The organism is Edaphosphingomonas laterariae (assembly GCF_900188165.1).
Taxonomy (GTDB): domain Bacteria; phylum Pseudomonadota; class Alphaproteobacteria; order Sphingomonadales; family Sphingomonadaceae; genus Sphingomonas_E; species Sphingomonas_E laterariae.
The window spans coordinates 60253-84318 of the sequence record NZ_FZOS01000017.1; the positions used below are offsets into that span (position 1 = coordinate 60253).

A 24066-nucleotide genomic window follows, 5' to 3' on the forward strand; every position below is an offset into this window, starting at 1 on the left:
CATCCATATCCTTGCGGGAGGGATGCGCATGATCAGGCTGGTGCTGGGCGCGATCGCAGGTGGCGTTGCGCAATTCATAGTCGGCTTCATCTTCTGGGGCACGCCGCTGTCGCGGCTGGCCTATACGACCGCCGGCGAGGCGGAAAATGCGGCGGTGCAGGCGGCGCTGGCGCAAAATCTGGCAAGCACGGGCACCTATGTCGTGCCCTGGCCCGATACCGCGCAGGGCACGGTGCTCTACGGGCGCGGGCCGATCGCCACGGTGCATTACAATGTCGCGGGCTTCCCCGCCTTCGATTCGGGATCGCTGATCGCCGGGCTGGTGCTTTCGATCCTGACCGCGATGCTGATCGGCCTGGCGCTGTGGAGCATTGCCACGCGGGTGACCAGCTTTGCCGAACGGCTGAAGCTGATCGCGCTGTTTGCCGGGGCGGCCGTGCTCTACCTCCATATCGGCCAGCCGATCTTCAACCATTATGGCTGGGGCTATTTCATCTATCTCGCCATCGCCGATCTGGCCGGCCTGATCGTGGCGGGCGCGGTGATCGCCCGCTGGTTCCTGCCGAAGCCGGTGGCGTGAACGACGAAGCCACCGCACGGGCGCTGATCGCGCAGCTGGGCCTTGCGCCCCATCCCGAAGGTGGCTGGTATCGCGAAACCTGGCGGGCGGAGGCTGTGGAGGGCGCGCGGGCGAGCGGCACCGCGATCCTGTTCCTGCTGGAAGCCGGCCAGCATTCGCACTGGCACCGCGTGGATGCGACCGAAATCTGGCTGTGGCATGCGGGCGCGCCGATCCGCCTTGCCACCGCTGGCAAGGGCGATCCCGAAGGCCGCCATGAAATCCTGCTCGGCGGCAATCTGCCGGCGGGGGAGATTCCGCAATATGTGATCCCGCCCGGGCGCTGGCAGGCCGCTTATGCCGATCGCGGCTGGGCGCTGGTGTCCTGCGTGGTTTCCCCCGGCTTCGACTTTGCCGGGTTCGAGCTGGCGCCGCCCGGCTGGACACCCGAGGGCGCGGTTGAAGGCGATTAGATCAGGGCGTCCCACAGCAATTTGATGCCGACCACGATCATCAGCACATAGACCAGCCCGTAAAAGCGTTCGGCCGAAACGCGACGGACCAACGCGACGCCCGCGAAGGTGGAGACGATCGCCACCGGCAGCAAGGTCGCGGTCGCCCACAGATTCGGCGCGGTGAACTGGCCGAGCGCGGCATAGGCCGGAACCTTGATCCAGTTGACCGCCGCGAAGAAGATCGCGTTGGTGCCGATGAAGATATCGCGCGGCAGGCGGCGCGGCATCACCCACATCTGAAAAGGCGGGGCGCCGGCATGGGCGATCTGGCTGGTGAAGCCGGATACCGTGCCGAACAACGTGCCGACCCAGCCGGGTGATTGCGACGAAGCGGTGATCGCCCCGCGCCGATCGACCCACAGGCGATAACCGCCGAACAGGATGGAGATGCCGCCAACCGCCGCCAGCACCGCATCCGCCGAAACGCGCGCGGCCAGCAGCCAGCCCAGGAAGATGCCGATGGCCGCACCGGGCAGCGTGACGGCGAGCACATGGCCATCCCATGTCTTGCGGAACGCCCAGACGCCGACGGCATCCTGCACGATCAGGATCGGCAACAGGATGGCGGCCGCCTGCACCGGCGGCATGGCGAGCGCGAGCAGCGGCATGCCCAGCGCGCCAAGGCCGGCAAAGCCCCCCTTGGCCAGCCCGACCAGGATGACGGCGGGCACCGCAAAGGCAAAAAAGGTCCATTCGGCAGGCATATGCGCAATCATCCTTCAGGAAGCGCGGCGGCGGGCGCAAGACCGCCGCGTTCGGACAGGGGAGAAAAAGCGCCGGCAACACGCGTCATCGGGACGATCTTCGCCGCTGCCGCCGGCTACACTCCCGGTTCGACGGGATCGTTACGATCAGGAATGCCGCCGGCTCGCAGCCCTCCGTCCTCGTCGAGGCGGCGGGCGAACGAACCGACGGCACACCGATCCATATCGAGGGCCCGGCTCACAGAAGTCAGGCCGCGTCGACCAACACGACCTCCGCATCCTCGAGCGCGGTTACGGTGATCCTATCCACGTCGCGGATCGCCGCCCCGTCGCGGGCGTCGACCGTGACCTCGTTCACCGTCACGCGGCCCTTGGCCGGCACCAGATAGCCACGCCGGTCGGCACCGATATCGTAGCTGGTGCTTTCCCCCGCCTTGAGCGTCGCACCCAGCACGCGGGCATTGGTGCGGATCGACAAGGCATCGCCATCCTCGTCATAGCCGCTGGCCAGCGCGACGAACCGGCCCGCCCGCTCGCCCTTGGGAAAGGGGCGCGCCCCCCAGCTCGGGCTTTCGCCCCGGCTGGTCGGCAGCAGCCAGATCTGGAAGATGCGGGTATCGACATCTTCCATATTATATTCGCTGTGCGCGATCCCGGTGCCGGCGGACATCACCTGCACATCACCCGCTTCGGTGCGGCCATGATTGCCCAGATTGTCCTTATGGGTGATCGCCCCTTCACGGACATAGGTGATGATTTCCATGTCCGAATGGGGGTGCGGCGGAAAGCCCGTCTTCGGCGCGATCACATCGTCGTTCCAGACGCGCAGATTGCCCCAGCCCATGCGATCGGCATCATGATAGCCGGCGAAGGAAAAATGGTGATGCGCGTCGAGCCAGCCGTGATTGGCGCCACCCAGGCTGGAAAAAGGCCGAAGTTCGATCATGGTCCGTCTCCATCGGCGCGCCGGAAAGGCGGCCTCTGCTTGACGAGGAGATAGGCGCGGATCGTTGAACTATAAACGCGAATGATCGAAAATCATCGTTTCCAAATATGCTATACAGCGGTGCTATCCGCCTTGATGTCGCCCTGCGGCTCCAGCGCGGGTTCGGGAACGACCGGCGGGGCTGCCGGCCGTGGGCTGAGCAGGGCCGCCGTTTCGATCTTGTCGAGCGCGCCCCGCGCGCCGGCATAGCGCCGCGCCGCCGCCATCCATTCCTGCGCGCCATCGCGGCCGGGCATGCGCGACACCTCGGCTAGCGCCTCGCCCACCCGGCCGCCATCCAGCGCGCGCCGGGCCCGCGCCAGGCGATCGGCGGGTGCCGGCGAAGGCGTGTCGGACTTGCGGATGACGATCATGCCGGAAATTTCGCGCCGGAAACCGTCCCACCAGCTTTCGTCGGGCGATTGGGATTGCAATGTCGGCGCAAGATCGCCCAGCCCGGCGCGAAGATCGTCGAGCGTGACGGGCTGGCGCGCCGCCGCGATGATCGTGGCGACCGCCTGCGGCTGCGTCGCGCCGAAGCGATCGCGCAGCAGGCCTTCGATATAACCGAGCTGGACGCCGCGATCGAGCGCGCGGCGGGCCGCAAAGGCGACGAGCAGACCTTCGGCCCGATCGGCATTGCCGACGGCGGCGCTGGCGCGCGCGTCGATCCGGCCGAGCCGCGCCTCGATCTCCGACACGCGGCGGTCGATCGCCGCTTCGGCCATCGGATCCACCGCCGGAAGCGACGCGTCCGGCCCACCCGCCTGCGCTTGCGGGACGGCCGGCTGCGGCTGCACCGGCGCGGCGAGGATCGGCGTCTGCTTCGTCAGGAAATCGGCCGCCGGGCGCCAGGAATGCACGGCATAGGCCGTGGCCCCGGCACCGGCGACAAACGCGACCACGCCCAGCAGCATTGCGCGCCTGGCACCGCCGGAACGCGGCCCGGATGCCTGCTCCTGCCCTTCGAAATCGCCGACCACATCGTCCATGCCGTTCGCCCGTTCCTGTCCGCCAGTCAGCCCGCTTGATCGCACAGCCCGGCCGCCGCCGCCAGTAGCGCGGCATCATCCGGCCGTTCGGCCACCGCCACTTGCGCCCACCCTTCGCCCGCGGCACGGGCCGCAGCGGGGCTGATCGCGGCGATCCGGGTGCGCCCGCGATCCGGCGCCAGCGCCGCGAAACGGGCTGCCGCGCGTGGCGAATGGAGCATCGCCACCGCGCCGCCGGCCAGCGCCTCACGCGCGGCACCGGGCAGGCCATCGACCGGATCGGCCGCATAGACGATCTTGCGCACGATCCGCAGCGCGGGATGATCGACCTCGCGATGTTCGCGCCCGGCCAGGTGCAGCACATGGGCGTGCCCGGCCGCCGCGATCATCGCCAGCAGCACATGAATGTCGCGATCGCCCGCCGTGATGCGGGTGAACCCCGCCGCGCGCGCGGCCGTCGCCGTCGCCTCGCCCACCGCGAAGACCGGCAGGCCATGATAAGCGGCGAGCTGCGCCCCGCCATGGCGGAGCGCGTTGACCGAGGTGAGCATCAGCACATCATAAGCCGCCGGATCGTCCGCAGACCACGGGATGGCGGCCACCGTGAACAGCGGCGCGACACAGCTGGCAAGGCCGAACGCGGCGGCCCGCGCCGCCGTTTCCGACGCGGCCGGCTCGGGCCGGAGGATGAGCAGGGGCCTCACGCCCCGAACAGGCTCCGCAAGGCGGGGCTGGCGCGGGCGAGCAGGTCATAAGCCAGCGCGGCAGCCCCCTGGTCGCCGGAGACCATGGTTTCGCCGGCGACGCATTCGGAGCCGTCTTCGTTCAGGATTTCGGCGCGCAGCCACAATCCGTCGCCTTCCACCAAAGCGAGCGCCGCGACGGGCGAGCGGCAATCGGCGTGCAGCGCAAGCAGGAAGGCCCGTTCGACACGGACGCAGGCGCTGGTCGGCGCGTGATCGACAGGCGCCAGCGCGGCGCGAAGCTCCGCATTGTCGGTCAGCGTTTCGATGCCCACCGCGCCCTGCGCGGGTGCCGGCAGCATCTCATCGAGCGGGATGGGTGCGCCGATGTCGGGCTGGTCCAGCCGTTCGAGCCCGGCGGCCGCCAGCAATGTGGCATCGGCATCGCCCGCCGCCAGCTTGCCGAGCCGGGTGGCGACATTGCCCCGAAACAGCGTGATCGTGGCATCGGGCCGTTCGCGCCGCACCTGCGCCGCGCGGCGCGGCGAGGAGGTGCCGACCACCGCCTTTTCAGGCAGCTCGGCCAGGCTGTCCGCGCCGATCAGCCGATCGCGCACGTCGGCGCGCGGCAGCATGGCGGCGATTGTGATTTCAGGCGGGCGGATGGTTTCGACATCCTTCATCGAATGAACCGCGAAATCGATATCGCCGTCGACAAGCGCGCGATCGAGTTCCTTCGTCCACAAGGCCTTGCCGCCCACTTCGGCGAGCGCGCGATCCTGAATGCGATCGCCGCTGGTCTTCACCGTCACGATCTCGATCGCGTCTTCGGCCCAGCCATGCGCCGCCCGCAAGGCGGCAAGGACCATGCGGGCCTGGGTGAGAGCGAGGGGCGAACCACGGGTGCCGAGGCGAAGGGGAAAGCGCATGACGGTTGCCCTAACGCGCCAGGCGGTGGCAGGGAAGCGGCATGACTCTCATCCTCGGCCTCGAATCCTCCTGCGACGAAACTGCCGCCGCGCTCGTCACCGCCGATCGCGCGATCCGCGCGCACCAGCTGGCGGGGCAGGAAGCCGATCATCGCCCCTTCGGCGGCGTGGTGCCCGAAATCGCGGCGCGCGCGCATGTCGAGGCGCTGACCCCGCTGGTCGAGGCGGCCCTGGCCGAAGCCGGCGTCAGCCTCGCCGATGTCGACGCCATCGCCGCCACCGCCGGCCCCGGCCTGATCGGCGGCGTGATGGTGGGCCTTGTCACCGGCAAGGCGCTGGCGCTGGCCGCCGGCAAGCCGCTGATCGCGGTCAACCATCTGGAAGGCCATGCGCTTTCGCCACGGCTGGCCGATCCCGATCTGGCTTTCCCCTATCTGCTGCTGCTGGTTTCGGGCGGCCATTGCCAGCTGCTGCTGGTCGAAGGCGTGGGCCAGTATCGCCGGCTGGCGACGACGATCGACGATGCCGCCGGCGAGGCGTTCGACAAGACGGCCAAGCTGCTCGGCCTCGGCTTTCCGGGCGGGCCGGCGGTGGAGAAAGCGGCGCTGGCCGGCGATCCCAAGGCGGTGCCGCTGCCCCGCCCGCTGGTCGGATCGGGCGAGCCCCATTTCTCCTTCGCGGGGCTGAAATCGGCGGTGCTGCGCGCCCGCGATTCGGGCCTCTACAAGGCGGAGGACATTGCCGCATCCTTCCAGCAGGCGGTGGTCGACTGTCTGATCGATCGGACGCGGCGGCAGCTGGCCAACGTCGAGGCATCCGCGCTGGTCGTGGCCGGCGGCGTGGCGGCGAACAAGGCGGTGCGCGGCGCGCTGGAGGCACTCGCCGCCGACCATGGCCTGCGTTTCGTGGCGCCGCCGCAATGGCTGTGCACCGACAATGCGGCGATGATCGCCTGGGCGGGCGCGGAACGTTACAAGGCGGGGCTGTTCGACGATCTCGACGCACCGGCACGGGCGCGCTGGCCGCTCGATCCCAATGCGGAAAAGGCGCGTGGCGCGGGGGTGAAGGCATGATCGGAGTTTTGGGCGCCGGGGCATGGGGAACGGCGCTGGCCCAGGTGGCCGCCGCCGATGGCCGCGAGGTCCGGTTGTGGGCGCGCGAGCTCGAAGTGGTCGCCTCGATCAACGAGGCGCATGAAAACCACCTCTTCCTGCCGGGCGTGCCGTTGGCGCCGTCGATCCGCGCAAGCGACGATCTGGCATGGGTGGCCGAGGCCGATCCGCTGCTCGTCGTCACCCCGTCGCAGCATATGCGCAGCGTGCTGTCCGGCCTCGACGCCCGCCAACGCCAGCTGATCCTGTGCTGCAAGGGGATCGAGGCGGGCACGATGCAGCTGATGCACGAAGTGGCGCACGAAACCTGCCCCAGCGCCACGATCGCGGTGCTGTCCGGCCCAACCTTCGCGCATGAGGTGGCCAAGGGCCTGCCCACCGCGATCACGCTGGCCTGCGCCGATGCCGGCATCGGCCGTAAGCTGGCCGCCCTGATCGCGCGCCCTGCCTTCCGCCCCTATCTGGCAACCGATGTCGTCGGCGCGGAAATCGGCGGCGCGGTGAAGAATGTGCTGGCGATCGCCTGCGGCGTCGTCGAGGGGCGCGGGCTCGGCCAGAATGCCCGGGCGTCGATGATCAGCCGGGGCTTTGCGGAAATGACCCGCTTCGGTCTGGCGCGCGGCGCCCATGCCGAAACGCTGGCCGGTCTTTCGGGGCTGGGCGATCTGGTGCTGACCTGCAGTTCGACCAGCTCGCGCAATTTTTCGCTGGGCGTGGGCCTAGGCCAGGGCCGCGCGGCGGCCGATCTGCTCGCCGATCGCCGCACCGTGGCCGAGGGTGCCTTCACCGCGCCGGTGCTGCGCGCGGCGGCGGCGGCGGCGGGCGTCGACATGCCGATCGCCCAGGCGGTCTGCGCACTGCTCGAAGGTGAAGCGACCGCCGAGCAGATGATCGACGCGCTACTTGCCCGCCCGCTCCGCGCCGAGTGGTGACGACGCGCCCACGCCTGCGGGCGCGGGCTCGTTCTTCTTCAGCTTGAACAGCACGCGATCCTCGGCGGTGAAGCCCTTCGTCCAGATGACGAGGCCGTAGCTCAACAGGATCATCGGCAGGCCGAGCACCAGTTCCAGCCATTCCGGCAGCTGAACCGCGACGACGCCGACCGCGACCGCCGCCGCCGACGCCCAGACGAGCGCCCAGCGCCAGCCCGAAACCGGCGCGTCGAGCAGGCGCGACAGCAAGCGCGCCTTGGCGATCGACGCGAAGCCGAGCGCCACTGGCAATGCCAGCGCCGGGCCGGCCGCCTGCACCGCCATCGGCCAGCCGAGCGCACGCGCGCCGAGGACGAAGGCGAAGCTCAGCCCGATCTGCAGGCCGATCGTGACGAGCGAGATCATCAGGTTGCGATGGCGGGCGATGTAGATCAGCGCCGATTCGGACACGACCGCCGTCGCCGCCACGACTTCGGCGAACAGCAGGATCGCGAGCGCGCCGGTGCCGCCGACGAATTCGGGGCCGGCAAGGCCCATCACCGCTTCGCCCGGAATCGAAAGGGCAAGCGCGATGCCGGCCTGCGCGGCGATGATCCAGAAGCCGACCTGGCGCACCTGCGCCGCCACCGCCGCCTTGTTCCCGGCCTCCAGATTCTGGGTGATGACGGGCCCCAGAATCGGATCGAAGCTGGTCTTCAGCTTTTGCGGCAGCGTGACGATCTGCTGCGCGACCCAATAGATGCCGACCACCGCCGGCGGGAAGAACAGGCCGAGGATGAAGCGATCGACATTGCGCGTGCCCCATTCGATCGCGTCCGCCGCCGCCAGCGGCATGTTGCGCCGCGCGATCGCGAACAGCGGGCGCGGCTGGGGGCGCCAGCCATGCGGCAGGCCATAAGCGCGGATGAAGGGGATAAGCGAAGCCGCCAGCGCCGCCGTCATCGACAGGGCGTAAGCGAGGATCAGGCCGTCGCGCTGCGAATAGAAATAGAAGCCGAAGGCCGCGATGCTGATCGTCCACGGCTCGATCACCGCGCGCGCGCGCACCGTGGCCGCGACATCGTGGCGATAAGCGAGTGCGGCCAGTGACACATCCGACCAGGCGATGGCGAAGATGATCAGCGGCATCAGTTCTTCGAGGCCGTTGATCTCGCTGTTCGGGAACATCAGCTGCGGCAGCGATGCCAGGATCGCGGCCGCGACCGCCGAACCGCATCCCGCGATCAGCAGGCCATCCCAGACGATATGGACGTGCGGCCGTTCATTCTTCGACAATTGCTGCGCCAGGCCGCGCTTCAGACCGAGGGTCGCGAGCTGGGCGGCGAATTCGAGAACGAGGATCGCCAGCGCGAAACGGCCAAGCTCGGTCGGTCCGTACAGCCGGCCGGCGATGAACAAGAAGGGGATGCGCGCGACAAGGCGGAGCAGGAAGCCGAAGAAATTCGTGCGCCCGCCCTTCGCCAGATCGGCGATGTCATCCTGCTGTTGCGTCGCTGTCTGCGACCCCGGCCTCTCCATCCGACGCTTCTTAGGCCGTGAAACGCCGCGCCGCGAGCCTTATTCCCAAGCCCACCGCCACCCCCGCCCCAAAAGGGGGCGGGGCGTGACATATTGGTCAGGGTTTGAGGAGCGGGCGGCTGCCATCGCCGACGATGGTGAAAGCCGACCAATAATAAGGGTGCGACGTGTTCACATCGTCCATCAACCCCTGCTGCGCGGCGCGCAGCGCGCTGGCCATCGAACTGCCGGCATCTGCGCGGAACATGCCGGATATCAGCCGCTTGGTCGCATCATAATCGTCCGGCACGGGCCAGTGGCTGGCCACCACCGAACGCGCGCCAGCCCCGACGAAGGCGCGCACCAGCCCGTCGAGCGCGAAATTGCCGCCCGTGGTGATACCCGCCTCGCGCGTGGCCGCGACGGTCGCCATGCCCGCCGTGTCGCAGGCCGACAGGATCACCACGTCGGCATCAAGCCGGAGATCGTAAATCTCCTTGAAGCTGAGCAGGCCATCCGACCCACCACTGCCGAAGGAGGTGAGGAGCGCCGGGCGTGCCGGGCATTCCGGCCGCGGCGCGGTGACGAGGCCATGGGTGGCGAAATGGACGATCCGGTAATCGGACAGATCCTGCCGGCCGACGAGCGCGGTATCCGAAAAGGCCGCGCCGGTAAGCACGGTAGAGCGCGACTGGCCGACGATGCCGCCCGCGAGCGTCAGTTCCGCCGGCGAGATCGGGTTCTCCCAGGTCGCCAGCGGCCAGCCGCAATCGCCGCTTTCGGTCTGCTTCCATTCGGCAACCGCCGTGGGGCTGAGCGACGGGCGGGCATTTTCGCCCAGGCCGAGATAGCCCTTGCTGCCCGCCGACGGCGCGATCGCGCGGACATCGGCAAAGGAGCGGGGCGACACCGCGATCGACACGTCGCGATTGCGGCCAAGCCAGGCGATGCCCCGGAAATCGAACTCGTCGGCATTGGGCCGGGCGATGCGCTTCTTATAGGCATCGACCCCCGCCTGTTCGGCGATGAGCAGATTGGGCGGCAGTTGCAGCATGGGGCCGTCGGGTTCGAAGATCAGATGCTTCGCCGCCGCGAGATCGCCTTCCACCGGGCCGAAGAGCGTCACGAACAGCTTGCGCGCCAGCGCCGCATCGAACGGATAGGTGACGGGCGCGCCATCCTCCAGCCGGACGATGCTGTCGCGCAGCCTGGCGACATCGGCCTCCAGCGCCGCCGTGGTGGCCGGCACCCGAAAGGCGCGGACCGTAGTAGCGGTGGCATAGAGGGCATAAGCGTCCTGCCCGACGAGGTTGAGCTTGTAATAGGCTTCCCCCGGCCGGAGCAGCGTCTGCAGTTCGGCCAGCGGCAGCGCCTGCGGCTGGAGCACGCGATAACGGGGATATTCGCTGAGCTTCGATTGAAGCGCCGTCTGTTCGCGTTCCAGCCCGGCCAGCGCATCGCGCGCATCGGCCAGCGCCTGCTGATCGTCCGCCGTGGCATCGGGCTTGGCGGCGAGACGGGCGATTTCGGTCCGCGTCCGCGCGATTTCCCGCGTGCGGGTCACCGACAGGCGGAACAGCGCCGACGCCTCGTCATTGCCTTCGGAAAGCTCGCGGGCAAGCACGGCTTGCGTCTGCGCGACGCCGGGGCGCTGGAGGATCTGGCTGGCGTCGAACATCTGCGCCGCCGCCTGGGGATCGCTGGCCGCACGATCGATCAGCAGCGCGAAATAGGGCTGCAACAGATCGCGCATCGTCGCCGCCGATCCCGGCATGGATGCGCTTTCCGTCACCACCTCGCCATAAAGGGCGAGCGCGCGGTCGGTCTGCCCACGCCGGCCGAGGAACGCGGCAAGCCGCGCCTTGGCCGCCAGCAGCGCGGGCGATTGCGGATGTTCGACCTCGAAGATCCGCACCGCTTCCGTAAGATAGGATTCGGCCGCGCCGTAATTGCCCTCGGCCTCGGCGATCAGCGCCAGTTCCTGCTGGGTTTCCGAACGGAGCCACGCCGTCGAGGTGACGCGACCGTTGCGGACCGAGGCAATCGCCCGCACCGAATCGTCGAGCGCCTTGCGCGCCTCGGCATTGCGGCCTTCGACGCGCAGCGCCACGCCGCGCAGTTGCAGGGCCTGACCGTCGAGCAGTTCGGCTCGCTCGAACGGGCTCAGGCGGCTGTCGATACCGCCCAGCCGTTCCAGCGCGACATTCTCGCGATTGATCTGATCGGCGAGATTGGGGCTGATGACGCCATCGGCGATCGCATTGTCTTCGCTGCCACGCGCCATCGCGACGACCTTGCGGTCGAGTTCGACCAGCGCGGCTTCCGGCTTCTTCTGGTTGAGCAGGTGGATGGCGCGGAAGTTGCGCAGCATCCGCTGGGTGACACCGTCGCGCGCGCCGATCGCGCGCTCGGCCTGCGTGAACAGCGCGTCGGCCGCGGCGAAATTGCCGAGGTTCGACTGCTGGAGCGCCTGATTGACCAGATACTCCCCGTTGCGCGCCGCCGCCGCACCCTGGCGCTGGGCGAGCGTTTCGAAGAATTCGGACGATTCGGCATAGCTGCCGCTATTGTTGCGGACATAGGCTTCGGCGAGCGCGCTATCGGGATCGAGCGTGCCCGCCTGCACGCGCGCGAAGGCGGCGGGATCGCCGGCCGAGGTGGTCGCCACCTGCACTTCGCCGGCAACCGGCCGGTCGGTGACGATCGCGGCGAGGCCGAGGCGAAGCGCCGAATCATACCCGCCCAGCCCTTCGGCGACATAGGTCGTCTTGCCGCGCGTGACGGCGTAGAGCCGGCGATCGACGCCGGCCGCCTTGTCCTTGCACGCGCTGACCGCAACCGCGCCGATCCCATCGATCGTCGCGTCGGTCGCGGGCGCGCATTCCACCGTCGCGGCGCGCCTGGCGGCCAGCCGCGCGAGCGGATCGCCGCCATCGGCGCGCAGGGCATAGAGCGCACCGACGGCGCTGGCGGCGTCACGGCAGACGATGCGGTATCCGCGATCGAACATCGTCTGCAAATTGGCGTCGGCCGGTGCATTCTGCGCGGTGCAGAGCACGCCCGTGGAGCCGATGCGGAAGCTGTCTTCCACGGAAAGCGGCCGATCGAACGCCAGCGCGGGCGCGGCCAGCGCGACGGTGGCAGCGGTGAGGGCCAGGGATTTCACAAACGAACGGCTCATTCGCCGCCTCCGGAATTGGGGGTGCTGGTTTGCGCGGCGCCGATCAGGCTGGGGTTGCCGCCGCTGCTCACGGGTTCCTCGATCGTCGGATCGGCATCCATCGGCCGGGTATCGACCAGCATCACCGGCCGGGCGATCGGGCTGCGGCTGGCGACCTTCTCGGCCGCTTCCTCCAGTTCCTCGGGGACGATCGATTCGGGCACGGGATCCTGATCCGCCACCGCGATCACGTCGGTCGCGATCGAGGCGACGACGGGATTGTCGTCGGGCACGATATTGGGTGCTTCGCAAACCGACGCGGCGAGCTGGCAGGTGTTGACCGCCGACGTGGCGGAAAAATTGGTGCTGCCTTCGATCGTGATCGCGTCGCGCACCGTGAAGTCGGCCAGGAAGCCGTTGGGCTGCTGCACCCGGCCAAAGATCACCATGTCCGCGCTGCCCGATCCCGATGAGGCCGGCACCGCCGTCACCAGCAGATTGCCGGTGCTGAACCCGCCGAAATCAACGAAATTGCCGCTATTCTGGATGAGCAGGGTGTCGCTGAACGTCAGCCGCATCTGCCCCGCTTGCAGATAGCCCTCCGGCCGCTCGGCGGCGCTCGGCCGCAGAAGCTGCTGGTCGCGGCCCTGGAAGCGGGGATTGGCGGCAAGCTGCGAAATCAGATCGGCCGACGCGACATGAATGTTCGCGCCGCTGATATCGAGCAGGCCCGACAGCGTGGTTCCGCTGCCGAACAGCCCGATGCTGCCGGTGTCGGTGACGACTTCGACGCGCTGCCCCTGAAGGCGCAGGCTGTTGTTCGCGCCCATGTTGACGAAGCGGGCATTGCCGGTGACGCGGATCACGCCCGATGTGGCGATGCCAAGGCCGCCTGTCGCGGACAGGAGCTGCGCGGCACTACCGCCATCGGCGCCGGTGAAGGTGAGGTCGCGGATCGTGATCGCGGGCGTTGCCGGGTTGGCTGCCGCCACACCGTTGAACAGGATATTGTCCGCCCGCAGCCGCTGCGCTTCGCCGGCGTCGAGCAGATAGCCCGAAACCGTGCCGCTGCCGCCGATCGTGGCGCCCGCCGAATTGACCGAGCTGAGCCTCAGGCTGGTCGTGCCGATGCCGCCCAGTCCGCCGCCTGCGCCGATCGCGATATCGCCGGAGGTGACATCGATCAGTGGTGCCGTAACGGGCCCGGCGAAGTTCGCCAGTCCCGAAACATCGACCATGACGTCGCTCAGCGCGTCAACCCCAGCCTGCGCGACAAAGCTCTGCCCGGCCGCGACAAGATGTCCGGTCGAAACCGGCCCACCGATCGCGATGGCCCCTGCCATCCGCACCGGCGCGGCATCGAGCACGGGCGTGGGATCGAAGCCGGGTGCGACCAGCAGGTCGAACATGCTGGCGTCGGCGATATAGACGGTGCCTTCGTTCGCCGTGCTGATGCCCCCGAACGATGCGCCAGTGGCGGCGAGCGCCAGCAACAGGCCTTCGGGCGCGGTGACCGTGCCGACAGCGATGCTGCCGCCCCGCGCGGCGAGGCCGACCGAGGTCTGCGACGATATGTCGCCGGCGGTGATGCCACCACCCGCGATCAGCCCGACGCCGAACGGCGTATCGGGGCTGTCGGCGCCGGTGATGCTGCTGGTGAGATCGCCGAGCGCGATATCGCCATCGGTGGTGACACCCACTTCAAACGCGGTGACGGACCCGCCCGATACCGTGCCCACGGCCTCGACATCGAAATAGCCGGGCGTGGTGACATCGCCGAACGATACGCCGCCGGCCGTGGAAATCAGCGTGACATCGCCGCCAACCTGAATGTCGCCGGTGGCGATGCCCGCCTCACCGACAAGATCGAGATCGCCGGGAACGACCAACGGGCCGATATCGACGGTCTGCCCGGCATCGACGAAGGCGAGCCCCGTTACCGACAGGCCCTGCGCCGAAAATGCGCCCGTGGTCGCCGCCGCGAATTTGCCAGTATCGACATCGCCGGTGATGGTGATCGGGCCGGCCAGACGCACCGGCTGCTGCGCGAATATCGGGGCCGGATCGAAATCGGGGCCGAACAGATCGGCCATGCTGGCGTCCGCGATATAGACCGCATCGTTCGATGCCGTGCCGGTGGAGGCACCCGCGAACGAAACGCCCTGCGTGCCGAGCAGCAGCAGGCTGCCATCGGTGGTGACGACGCCGGCATCCAGCGTACCGGCCCGCGCGACGAGGCCGATATCGCTCACCGCATCGATCGCGCCGACGCTGAGCGCGGTGCCGGCATCGATGCCGACGCGATAGCGCGCCAGCGGATCGGTGGACGGGTTGACGAGGCCGGCGCTGAGATCGCCCAGCGTGACGCTGGTGCCGGCGACGGTGGTGACCGAATCCCCGGAAACGATGTTGCGCGCCGTGACGGATGCCGCCGCCGACGTGAGTTCGACATCGCTGAGCGCGGTGATGTTGCCCGCGCTGACCGCGCCCGCATCCGACAAAAGCTCGACAACGTCGCCGCTGTCGACATTGCCGACCATGATATCACCGGTGGCGGTGACGAAGACCGCCCCGTCGCTGGCCAGATCGCCCAACCGAACCCCATCGGTCGAGAAAAAGCTCAGGCTGCCGGTGCTGGCGAAGCCGGCCGCCGTGTCGATGGCACCGCCGGCCGTCAGCGAAACCAGATTGGCCCGCACCTGCCCCGGCGCCACCGGCGCGGCACCCGCCGGATCCACCCGATCGACGATCGCGCCACCGGCGGAGACCGTCACCGTATCGGCCTGGATCGTGCCATTGTCGGTGACGACGGCGAGATCGCCGGGGGTCGCCAGCGAAAGATCGGTGTTGACCGTCAGCGTACCATTGGTGGCAGTGAGGCTGCTGGGCAGGGCCGCCATCGGCCCGGCAACGTCGCCGCCGACCGTCATCCCCAGTGAGTCGATCGTGGCCGTGCTCGATCGAATCTCGACATTGGCCACGCCAAACCGCGCCTGCCCCGTGGTGCTGCCCGCCCCGCCGGTGGCGAGGCTGATGCCGGTCACCGAACCAGCCATCAGCGTGCCCGGCTCCGTGCCCTGGAAACGTTCGGTAACGACGATGGCGACATTGCCGCCCTCGGCATCGCCGCCCGCACCGATCGTGCCGCCATTGCCGCCGTCGCCACCGATCCCGTTCGCCGTCAGCGCGACATCGGTCACTGTAACCGGCGAACCACGCACCAGCAGTACGGCGCCCGTCAAGGCGGGATCGACCAGCGCATCGCCGCCGCGTCCGCCCGCCCCGACCGTCAGGCCGTCTCCGCCGGCGCCGCCCGCGCCGCCCTGGCTGTTCGCCACGGCGATGATCGAACCGAAACTGGCCGATCCGGCGGTGACCGGGGTGGCCGTGCCGCTGGATGTGCCGATGTTGATATTGCCGCCGGTGCCGGTGCCGCCAGCGCCGCCGGCACCACCCGTGCCCGAACTGTCGTCCCCGCCGGTGCCGCCAGCGCCACCCAGACCTGTCGCATCGGCGATGGCCTGCATCACATTTAGCGTACCGTTACCGGCGGCGCCCAGCACGCTGGCCGAGCCGCCTATGCCAGCCCCGCCAGCCCCGCCGGCGCTGCCGGGCGATTGGCCGATGGCGCCAGTGCCACCAGTGCCGCCGGCCTCCAGATCGACGATGTTGAGCGTCACCGTGCTGGCAGACGCGCCATTGACCGCCACGACCTCGGCAATGCCACCGGTGCCGATGCCGCCCGCACCACCGCCAAAGCCATCGCCTCCGAAGCCTTCGGCCTCAACCTCGATCACCTCGGTGCCCGTCGTGCCGCCGACGATCGCACCTTCGCGCGCCAGGATCGTGCTGCGGCCGGCTGTGCCGTTGCCCGCTGTCACGCCGCTGCCGCCAAACCCGTCGGTATCGACATAGATGTCGCTCAACAGCGTCATCGTCCCACCGATCGCGACGATTTCGGCCGTGCCGCCCACGCCCGTGCCGCCGCTACCACTGAAGCTATCGGCACCACTGCCGTCTGCGGTCACCGAAACCGGCCCGTTGATCGAGACAGAGCCGCCCGGCTGATAGATGTTGATCCGCGCCAAGCCGCCCGTGCCCGAACCGCCATTGCCGAAGCTGCTGGCCGAACCGCCCGATCCGTCCGCCGAAACCGAAACGTCGCCGCCGATCGTGAGCGAGCCCGTACCCGCGCCGACATTGGTTTCACCACCCTGGCCAGCGCCCCCGGTCGTCCCTTCGAGGACAAAGCCGCCACTGCCCAGCACGGATGAGTTGACGTCACCCTGAATGTCGATCGTGCCGGTGACCGCCGTGAGGTTGGCAAGGCCACCCGTACCGGTGCCCGAAATGCCGTCACCACCGCCGCGGTTGGCGCCGCCATAGCCTGCAGCCGACATCGATACCGAGCCGGCGACGTCGAGCGATCCGGCCTGGTCCGACGTGACGAACACCTCTCCGCCCGTGCCGTTGCCACCGTCCACGCCAGCGGAATCGAGGCTGCCTGCGCTACCGTCGGCCGACAGCATCAGATCCCCACCGACGCTGATCGCGCCGCCGTTGGAACTCAACTGCGCCTTGCCACCCGTGCCGCTGCCCGTCGAACCCGTGCCGGTCGGATTGCCGCCGCCGGCGGCATTGGACGTAATGGTAGCGTTGCCCAAAATGCTCAGCGTCGCGCCCGTCTCGGTATAGATCAGCGCCTCGCCGCCTGTGACGTCAACGGGCGTAGAACTGTCGCCGAAATTGTCCGCGATCACCGTCGCGTTGCCGCCGATCGTCATCGTGTCGCCGCTGACCCGCGAGCCGATATGCGCGCGCGCGCCGCCCTGGATGGTCACGTCGGACGCGAACTGGCTGGAGGCCGTCGTCGACGCGACGAACAGATCGGTCGTTGCCCTGCCCGTCATCGCCGATGTGACATTGGCGCCGGAGACGTGAATGCTCGCATCGAACGGCGCGGCGGCGCCGACGAAGCTGGTATCCGCAACATTGCGGCCCGCCGAAAGCACGACGACATTGTTCACAACATCGGCCGCGCCGGCGACATCGAAGCCAAGATCGCCGCCGATCATCATCGTCACGGCGTCGTTCTTGGGGATCGACACCATGTAGATGCGGTGGTTGTCGCCCGATCCCGTGCTCGCCGGGCCGGTCGTGGAGCCAACATGCTCCAGCGGCGTGCCATCAGCGGTCGATCCGACGGTGACGTTGATGTCGAACAGGCCGTTGAGGATGGTGATCTGCGCCGCTTCGGCCGCGACATAGGCGGCCGAGCCGTTGACCGTGACAGCGCCCGACTGGGTGATCGTGGGCGCCACCACCGCCACATAGCTGCCTTCGGGCGTGGCGTTGATCTGCGCGCCCGCGCGAATATCGATGCCGCTGCCGGCCGCCGCCTGGGCGAGGCTGAAGGCACCGCCCGTGATGAAATTGCCCGATCCGTCGACCACCGGATCGCTGGTGGTGAGCAGCAGGCTGCCGACGTCGAACACGGCGCCGGCCCCCGCGATGATGCCGCCGGGGCTGTAGAACCAGACGCTGCCGCCCTGCGCCGTCGCGCCGAGGGCGTCGGTCAGCTGGCTCGTCACCTGACCGTCGAACTGCACCGCGCGGGTGGGATCGGTGGGGAGGATGCGGTTGAGGATCGTATAATCGGTGACCGCCGAATTATTCTGGAACTGAACGGTCGTGCCCGCCGGCAGGAAGCTGATCGCACCGCCGCCGACAGCCGTGTCGGTGGGCGTCCAGTTGACGACGGACTGCTGCGATCCGACCGTGATGATATCGAGGCCGGGCGCGTTGCGATCGATCGTGACGTTGCCGGACTGCACGGTCGGCGTGCCCTGGAACGCCTGCGCGAAAGCGGGCGTGCCGCCCAGCGCCAGCCCGGCCGCGAGCGCCGCGGCCGACGTCAACATCAGGTGCGCGGGCGTCATCCGCGACTTCGCATTCGGATATGCGGGCATCAACGGTCTCCCCACGGGAACAGACGGGTCGTCAGCGAGACGAGGAAGCGAACGTCGCCTTTCTGGTCGGCGAAGCGCGTGTTGCGGGTGGGCACGGCGAGCGCCATGTCGAGCCGCAGCCGGTTGGCGAGGCTCGCGCGGACGCCGCCGCCGACCGAGGTCAGCTTCTGCGGATCGCCGGGCAGGTTCTTGTTCCACACCCAGGCGGCATCAACGAAGGCGAAGGGCTGGAAGGCGATGTCGGCATCGGTGAAGGGCGAAAAGCGCCCGGTCCGCGCCTCGACCTGGAAGCCGGCGCCGCTGTCGCCGATGATCGCGCCGGGATCATAGCCCCGGCCGATCGTGTAGGTGCCGGCGGAATATTCCTCGAAGCTGAACAGCGGATCGAAGGCATATTGCGCACGCGGCATCACCGCGACCGAGAACATCGGCGAATAGGCATATTCGAGCAGGCCGCTGAAACGGACCAGCGTCGAGGTGGGATCGCCGTCGAGCCGGCTTGGCGGGGTCTGCCCGCCCGGGCAGACGATGCCGTTGCAGGCGTCGCTCGCATCGAAGATGGCGAGGCCGCGGCGCAGCTCGAACGATCCGGCCAGCCGCCAGTCGGGCGCACGCAGATAGGCCATGTCCATCGCATCGGCATCGAGCCGCAGATAGGCCACGCGCAGCTTGTCGCGATTGAGCGGGCCGATGAAATCGACCTTCTGGTTGACGAAATCGAAGCCCGCCGCGCCACGCAGGTTCAGCGCCTGCGTGCGGATGAAGGGATAGCTCGCCTCGACATTGGCGAACAGCGTCCGCGCCTCGAGATCGGCGGCACCCGTCGACACCCCGAGATCGGGGTTGGTCCACGCATAAGTGAAGCGGCCGCCGATGGTGAGCCCTTCGCCGCCGACCCGGAAATCATGGCCAAGCTGCAGGATCTGCTGCTCGTCGAACTGGGCGGTGCTGTAGAGCGAGATGATCGTGCGATCGCCCATGCCGGTCAGCCCGTTTAACTGGGCGCGCACCTGCCCGCCCCAGCGCCCGGTGTCGTGCGCGGCATAGTTCTGGACGTTGAAATCGACCTCGATCGGCGTGGTCAGCACCGTGACCTCGCCGATCAGCTCGCCCGGGCCGGTGCCGGCGGGGCGCAGCGCCAGACGCACGTCATGCCCCGGCAGATCGCGCGCCAGCAGCAGATAGCGTTCGGCATTGTTGCGATCGAAGATTTCGTCGCGCGTCAGCCGGTTGAGATAGGAGGCGATCAGATTTTCGGTGCGGCCGGCATCGCCGCGCACGCGGATCGCCGTGACCCGCGCATAGAGCACCTCGAAGCGAACCGTGCCGTTTTCGATCTTCTGCGTCGGCACCTGCACGGCGGCGAGATAGCCCTTGCGGCGCAGCAGCGTGGCGGCGGCATCGCGGATTTCGCAAATCGCCGCGACGGGCTGTTCCTTGCCGAGATAATCGGCATAGGCCGGGCGCAGTTCCTCGGCCGTGGCGCCCTTCAGATTGTTGAACACCGCATCGGTGATCGTCACCTTGATGTTCGCATAAGCCGGATCGGCCAGCGGACAGGCGGCGCGTTCGATATCGCCTTCCACCTTGAGGCGCGGCGCGGTGGTGGCGGGGGGCGCGACGGGCCGTTCGATCTCTTCGCGTGTCGGCGGCCTGATCTGGGATGGGACCGGCAAGGCCTGCGCAAATAACGGAAAAGAATAAAGTATCGACGACAGCCCAAGCGCGCCCGAAAGCGCGCGGACACCAAATCCTATTGTCACCCCAGCCCCCTGGTTCCGCGCGAATGGAGCGCGATTGACACAAAGACTAGATCAGCCTCTGCGACCTGTCATTCCCCGATTGCGGTAAAGATTCGGAAAATGGGGCGTCAAGATTCACTGGAATCAGTGATGGATAAGGTGAAGCGAATAAAAAAAGGGGTGGAACGCCAGTCGCGCTCCACCCCCTCTTTCCTGTCAGGCGCAATGCGCCCGTATTCAGGCGGCCTCGGCCGCCACCGGCGGCTTGCCATCCTTCCATTCGGCGTAGAACTGGTAATACCAGCGCCGGAAATCGCCGATCGGGCCGTCACCGTCGCAGATCAGCGCGCGTTCGACGAAACGCTGGCGATCCCAGATCACCTTGTCCTGATCGAACTGCTTGATGATGTCGCGGATCAGCGCGCGGGCGAGACCCGCCATCGGCCCTTCGGCCTGCGCCTTGGGCTGGGTGAAGGCGAAGCGCACGCGCACCAGATCCTTGTCGACCGGGGTCACGCCCGACATCAGCAAGGTTTCCGAAATGCCGCTGAACCGCGTCCAGCCCTGGCCGGGGCCGAAATTGCCATTGGCGATCTTGCCGTCGATCTCGCCCTGCGGCGTGCCCATCTTGGCGAGCACCAGGCCGTTACGCAGATGGCCGTCGAACGACAGCGTGGCATCCGGATAGGTCGCCGTGCCGTGGACATATTTGAAGTGCGCGGTGTCGGCCGCGTTCTCCGCCATGAACTGCAGCGGCGAATGGACCAGCCATTCGTAGCGATCATAGGCCGTCCAGTCGGCGTCGCCCACTTCGGCGAAGGTCTCGACCTCCCACATCGGCGCCTTGCCTTCGGGGTGGTACCAGATCCAGACGAAGCCATTGGCTTCCGCCGTCGGCCAGCCGCCGCACGGACGCTTGGCCTGCGGCGGGATCACCTTGCCATAGGGGATTTCGTTGACGACGCCGGTCTCGTCATAGCGCCAGGCGTGGAACGGGCATTCCAGCTGGTTGCCATGCACCTTGCCGCCATGGCCCATATGCGCGCCAAGGTGGCGGCAATAAGCGTCGATCACGCGGGCCTTGCCGTCCTCGCCGCGCCATGCGGCCAGTTCCTTGCCGAAGAAGCGCATCGGCCGGGCCTCGCCCGCGGGCAGCTCGTCCGAATAGCAGGCGACGAACCAGCCATAGGGATAGGGCAGGCGTTCCGCGCCGCGCTCGGCCGCGCTCGGATTGTCGGCGACGGGCGCCAGACGCCATTCCTTCAGTTCGTCCTTCGTCATCCGGTCGAGGATGGCGAAGGCGGCGACGGGCGCGGTGCGCGCGTCGGTCGCTCCGTGATTATGTCCCATATTTACCTCCTCAATCGAGCTTGAACACGCGACGGGCGTTGTCGCGCAGGAATTTGGGCCACACCTCGTCCTTGAAGGGGACGTTTTCGAGCTCGCTGAAAATACGGTCGAGGCTCAGCCCCATCGGGAAGTAGCCGGCGTAGATGATCTTATCCGCGCCACGGGTGTTGGCATAGTCGATGATCGCCTTCGGATAATGCTTCGGCGCGAAGGCGCTGGTCGAATAATAGAGGTTCGGCCATTTCAGCATCAGCTTGACGGCCAGCGCCTCCCACGGTTCGGCACCGTGGCGCATGACGATCTTCAGGTCGGGGAAGAACCAGCAGATTTCGTCGAGATGCTCGACCCTCTGGTTCTCCATCGGGATACGCGGGCCGGGGATGCCGACATTGAGCAGCACCGGAATGTCGAGCTCGGCCGCCGTGGCGTAGAGCGGGAACATATATTTGTGGTTGATCGGCACCTGCGGGAAGGTGCCCGACGGGAAGACGCTGATCGCGCTGATCCCGTAATCGCGGTGAAGGCGCTTGATGCGGCGGACTTCATCCATCCCGCCGTTCGGATCGACCGGCGCGTCGAAGAAGAAGCGATCGGGGAAACGCTCCTTCGCTTCGATCTCGTGCGGCTGCTCGCCAAAGCCGACCAGCGCCTTTTCGATGTTGAAGCGGTCCATCTGCTCGACCGTCCAGGCGATATAATCGTCGCACTCGTCGATCTTGGGCACGCCCTTGAACATGTACTGGGCGGGCATTTCGAAGGCCTGGCGGCTTTCGGCGTCGCGCAGCAGCGGCTTGAACCAGGAATACCAGTCGGCGCGGTCGGCGCGCGTCGGAATTCCCAGCATCGTGTCGATGACACGCACGTCCTTGGGTATCGGCATCAGCTCGTTCCTCTCCGTGATCGCGTGTTGACCCACGGCCTCGCCTCGTCCGGGCGGCACATGATCAACCATGCTTTCCTACCCAGATTCTTAGACATGTGTCTATCTTTTTTTGAGGGCGGCGAAACGCCCCCTCGTCGAAACGCACCAGCGCCCCGCCCCGCCCCGCCCCGCCTCGCCTCGCCTCAGCGTCGGGTAACGGTTTCCGCGATCAGCCGGCCGGCGGCGGCCAGGCTCCGTTCGAGCGGATAATCATCCGCGATATACCATTTGTGGATGATGCCGACATAGATGCTGACCAGCATCTCGGCCAGCAGATGCGGGTCGACATCGCGGCGGACATCATCGCGAATCCCCGATTCGTCCGCCATCAGCCCGGCAAAGGCATTGGCGAGGTGCGCCATCCGCCCGACGCTGATCGCGCCGCCCCAGCTTTGCCAGGAAATGCCGACAAGCAGGCGCGATACTTCGGCGTCCGCCTCCAGGATCCGCGCGCTTTCGGTGAAGGCGCCAAGGATGCGATCGGCGGTCGAGCCCGGCACATCGCGATAGCGGCCGATGAGCGCGACGAAATCATTGTCCATCCGCTCCACCAGCGCCGCGACGATTTCCGTCCGGCTGGGGAAATAATTGTAGAGCGTGGCGCGCGAGACGGACGCCGCCTCGGCGATTTCATCCATCGTCGTATCGGCGATGCCGGCGCGTTCGAACTTGGCGCGCGCCGCCTTCAGGATATTGCCACGGATCCTTCGCTTATTCTGTTCGCGCTGCGATAGGGCTTGGGCTGGCGGCAAATCGGCGTCCTGTCGATGGCGGGCAGGGGGCAATATGCCCTGCCGTTCGCGCCCTCAGCGCCCGCTTATGGCCTAAAGCGGCGATCGTCCATAGCCGCCACGCCGCCCATCCTTCCGGCAATCGGCCACGCGGTGTACCAAGGCTGCGATGAAAACGATCGTCGACCCCCGCAACTCGCTCGCCGCCGGGCTGGCGGCGCTGCGTGAACGCCATGGCGTGCCCACGGGCTTCCCGCCCGAAGTGCTGGCCGCCGCCGACGCGGCCGCGCAACGAAAGCCCACCGCGCATGTCGATCGCACCGATCGGCCCTTCGTGACGCTCGACCCCGCCACGTCGACCGATCTCGATCAGGCCTTCACCATCGCGCGCAGCGGCGCCGATCTGCTGCTGCATTATGCGATCGCCGACGTCGCCTGGTTCGTCGATGATGGCGGCCCGATCGACACGGAAGCCTGGCGCCGTGGCGCAACCCTCTACCTCCCCGACGGCAAGGCCAACCTCTATCCACCGGTGCTGAGCGAGGGCGCGGCCAGCCTGCTCGCCGGCGGCGACCGGCCAGCGGTGATCTTCACCACCCGCTTGGGCCCCGATGGCACGGCCCGGATCGACGGCATCGAGCGTGCGGTGATCCGCAGCCGCGCCAAGCTCGCTTATGACAATGTGCGACCGGACGACCTACCCGCCGACTTCACCGAATTCGCGCGCCGCGTGCAGGCCGCCGAAGCGCGGCGTGGCGCGGCGCGCGTCGATCCGCCGGAACAGGAGGTCGAACTGGCGGACGATGACGGCTTCCAGCTCTATTTCCGTCCCCGGCTTCAATCGGAGGATCAGAACGCGGCGCTGTCGCTGGCGACCAATCTGGCCGTCGCCGATCTGCTGCTGGCCCATCAGGTCGGCCTGTTCCGCGTCATGCCGCCGCCCGACGACCGCGCCATCGCGCGGCTGCGCCAGACGGCCGCCGCGCTGGGGCTCGCATGGCCGGCGATGGCGACGCTCACCCAGTTCGAACGGACGCTCGATCCCGCCGATCCCCGGCACGCCGCGTTCATGCTGGCGATCCGGCGCGCGGGCGCGGGTGCGTCCTATGCCCCCTATGAAGCGGGCGTCGTGCCCTGGCACGCCGCTGTCGCCGCCACTTATGCCCATGCCACCGCGCCGCTGCGCCGGCTGTCAACGGCGGAGCAAAAGTCGGCCATTCGGCGGCGTAAAACCAGGCCACGGTGTTACATGCCGGGGGGAGTGGCGTGAGGGCGTAGCCCGAA

The 24066-nt window shown here is 68.0% G+C and carries 17 protein-coding genes; 5 read left to right on the forward strand and 12 right to left on the reverse strand.

From position 1 onward, the window contains the following. Positions 1-28: 28 nt before the first annotated feature. Both CHB74_RS14415 and CHB74_RS14420 read left to right on the forward strand, forming a co-directional pair. Positions 29-580: a hypothetical protein gene (locus tag CHB74_RS14415; protein ID WP_089220355.1), complete on the forward strand. Its 552-nt coding sequence runs from the start codon at positions 29-31 to the stop codon at positions 578-580. Continuing rightward, the gene (locus CHB74_RS14420; RefSeq protein ID WP_089220333.1) at positions 577-1032 is read left to right on the forward strand and encodes a cupin domain-containing protein; all 456 of its coding nucleotides are present in this window, start codon (positions 577-579) and stop codon (positions 1030-1032) included. Before CHB74_RS14415 ends, CHB74_RS14420 begins: the two co-directional genes overlap by 4 nt. On the opposite strand, the gene CHB74_RS14425 is transcribed toward CHB74_RS14420, so the two are convergent. The 5 genes from CHB74_RS14425 to hemC form a co-directional block, all read right to left on the reverse strand. Continuing rightward, entirely contained in the window at positions 1029-1778 is a 750-nt protein-coding gene (locus CHB74_RS14425) for a sulfite exporter TauE/SafE family protein (RefSeq protein WP_089220356.1), read from the reverse strand. The genes CHB74_RS14420 and CHB74_RS14425 overlap by 4 nt on opposite strands. Before the next feature lie 247 nt (positions 1779-2025). Continuing rightward, positions 2026-2724 (reverse strand): pirin family protein, encoded by a 699-nt coding sequence (locus CHB74_RS14430; protein ID WP_089220334.1) that lies wholly within the window; start codon positions 2722-2724, stop codon positions 2026-2028. Between the two features lie 110 nt (positions 2725-2834). Further along, the gene (locus CHB74_RS14435; protein WP_245842937.1) at positions 2835-3755 is read right to left on the reverse strand and encodes a hypothetical protein; all 921 of its coding nucleotides are present in this window, start codon (positions 3753-3755) and stop codon (positions 2835-2837) included. Between the two features lie 26 nt (positions 3756-3781). Beyond that, positions 3782-4459 carry a uroporphyrinogen-III synthase gene (locus tag CHB74_RS14440; protein ID WP_089220335.1) on the reverse strand — a complete coding sequence of 226 codons (678 nt, stop codon included), beginning with the start codon at positions 4457-4459 and terminating at the stop codon, positions 3782-3784. Further along, positions 4456-5367 carry a hydroxymethylbilane synthase gene (gene hemC, locus CHB74_RS14445; RefSeq protein ID WP_089220336.1) on the reverse strand — a complete coding sequence of 304 codons (912 nt, stop codon included), beginning with the start codon at positions 5365-5367 and terminating at the stop codon, positions 4456-4458. Before hemC ends, CHB74_RS14440 begins: the two co-directional genes overlap by 4 nt. 41 nt (positions 5368-5408) lie before the next feature. Here hemC and tsaD point away from each other — a divergent pair, with 41 nt between their 5' ends. Beyond that, positions 5409-6440: a tRNA (adenosine(37)-N6)-threonylcarbamoyltransferase complex transferase subunit TsaD gene (tsaD, locus tag CHB74_RS14450; RefSeq protein WP_089220337.1), complete on the forward strand. Its 1032-nt coding sequence runs from the start codon at positions 5409-5411 to the stop codon at positions 6438-6440. After that, positions 6437-7411, forward strand: coding sequence for an NAD(P)H-dependent glycerol-3-phosphate dehydrogenase (locus tag CHB74_RS14455; protein ID WP_089220338.1), 975 nt, complete (start codon positions 6437-6439; stop codon positions 7409-7411). The genes tsaD and CHB74_RS14455 overlap by 4 nt, the downstream gene beginning before the upstream one ends. On the opposite strand, the gene CHB74_RS14460 is transcribed toward CHB74_RS14455, so the two are convergent. From CHB74_RS14460 to CHB74_RS14490, 7 genes are all read right to left on the reverse strand, one after another. Continuing rightward, positions 7379-8929, reverse strand: a complete 1551-nt coding sequence (locus CHB74_RS14460) for a lipopolysaccharide biosynthesis protein (RefSeq protein ID WP_089220339.1) — start codon at positions 8927-8929, stop codon at positions 7379-7381. The two genes, CHB74_RS14455 and CHB74_RS14460, sit on opposite strands and share 33 nt — an antisense overlap. A 97-nt stretch (positions 8930-9026) precedes the next feature. Next, positions 9027-12089, reverse strand: a complete 3063-nt coding sequence (locus CHB74_RS14465) for a CHAT domain-containing protein (protein WP_089220340.1) — start codon at positions 12087-12089, stop codon at positions 9027-9029. Continuing rightward, positions 12086-18037, reverse strand: coding sequence for a beta strand repeat-containing protein (locus CHB74_RS14470; protein WP_089220341.1), 5952 nt, complete (start codon positions 18035-18037; stop codon positions 12086-12088). Before CHB74_RS14470 ends, CHB74_RS14465 begins: the two co-directional genes overlap by 4 nt. Next, positions 18037-19713 carry a ShlB/FhaC/HecB family hemolysin secretion/activation protein gene (locus CHB74_RS14475; RefSeq protein ID WP_245842938.1) on the reverse strand — a complete coding sequence of 559 codons (1677 nt, stop codon included), beginning with the start codon at positions 19711-19713 and terminating at the stop codon, positions 18037-18039. The genes CHB74_RS14470 and CHB74_RS14475 overlap by 1 nt, the downstream gene beginning before the upstream one ends. Before the next feature lie 303 nt (positions 19714-20016). Then, positions 20017-21129 (reverse strand): aromatic ring-hydroxylating oxygenase subunit alpha, encoded by a 1113-nt coding sequence (locus tag CHB74_RS14480; RefSeq protein WP_089220342.1) that lies wholly within the window; start codon positions 21127-21129, stop codon positions 20017-20019. 10 nt (positions 21130-21139) lie between these two features. Then, positions 21140-22009 (reverse strand): amidohydrolase family protein, encoded by an 870-nt coding sequence (locus tag CHB74_RS14485; RefSeq protein ID WP_089220343.1) that lies wholly within the window; start codon positions 22007-22009, stop codon positions 21140-21142. A 185-nt stretch (positions 22010-22194) separates the two neighbouring features. Next, a complete protein-coding gene (locus tag CHB74_RS14490) occupies positions 22195-22803 on the reverse strand; it encodes a TetR/AcrR family transcriptional regulator (protein ID WP_179220848.1) in 609 nt (202 codons plus the stop codon). A gap of 148 nt (positions 22804-22951) precedes the next feature. Here CHB74_RS14490 and CHB74_RS14495 point away from each other — a divergent pair, with 148 nt between their 5' ends. Then, a complete protein-coding gene (locus CHB74_RS14495; RefSeq protein ID WP_089220345.1) occupies positions 22952-24052 on the forward strand; it encodes a ribonuclease catalytic domain-containing protein in 1101 nt (366 codons plus the stop codon). The last annotated feature ends 14 nt before the right edge of the window (positions 24053-24066 follow it).

Bases quoted from the DNA above. Each gene is read 5' to 3' on its own strand.
- hemC (WP_089220336.1), bottom strand. From the start codon at position 5,367: ATGCGCTTTCCCCTTCGCCTCGGCACCCGTGGTTCGCCCCTCGCTCTC.
- CHB74_RS14485 (WP_089220343.1), bottom strand. From the start codon at position 22,009: ATGCCGATACCCAAGGACGTGCGTGTCATCGACACGATGCTGGGAATT.
- CHB74_RS14495 (WP_089220345.1), top strand. From the start codon at position 22,952: ATGAAAACGATCGTCGACCCCCGCAACTCGCTCGCCGCCGGGCTGGCG.
- CHB74_RS14415 (WP_089220355.1), top strand. From the start codon at position 29: ATGATCAGGCTGGTGCTGGGCGCGATCGCAGGTGGCGTTGCGCAATTC.
- tsaD (WP_089220337.1), top strand. From the start codon at position 5,409: ATGACTCTCATCCTCGGCCTCGAATCCTCCTGCGACGAAACTGCCGCC.
- CHB74_RS14460 (WP_089220339.1), bottom strand. From the start codon at position 8,929: ATGGAGAGGCCGGGGTCGCAGACAGCGACGCAACAGCAGGATGACATC.
- CHB74_RS14470 (WP_089220341.1), bottom strand. From the start codon at position 18,037: ATGCCCGCATATCCGAATGCGAAGTCGCGGATGACGCCCGCGCACCTG.
- CHB74_RS14430 (WP_089220334.1), bottom strand. From the start codon at position 2,724: ATGATCGAACTTCGGCCTTTTTCCAGCCTGGGTGGCGCCAATCACGGC.
- CHB74_RS14465 (WP_089220340.1), bottom strand. From the start codon at position 12,089: ATGAGCCGTTCGTTTGTGAAATCCCTGGCCCTCACCGCTGCCACCGTC.
- CHB74_RS14425 (WP_089220356.1), bottom strand. From the start codon at position 1,778: ATGCCTGCCGAATGGACCTTTTTTGCCTTTGCGGTGCCCGCCGTCATC.
- CHB74_RS14435 (WP_245842937.1), bottom strand. From the start codon at position 3,755: ATGGACGATGTGGTCGGCGATTTCGAAGGGCAGGAGCAGGCATCCGGG.
- CHB74_RS14480 (WP_089220342.1), bottom strand. From the start codon at position 21,129: ATGGGACATAATCACGGAGCGACCGACGCGCGCACCGCGCCCGTCGCC.
- CHB74_RS14455 (WP_089220338.1), top strand. From the start codon at position 6,437: ATGATCGGAGTTTTGGGCGCCGGGGCATGGGGAACGGCGCTGGCCCAG.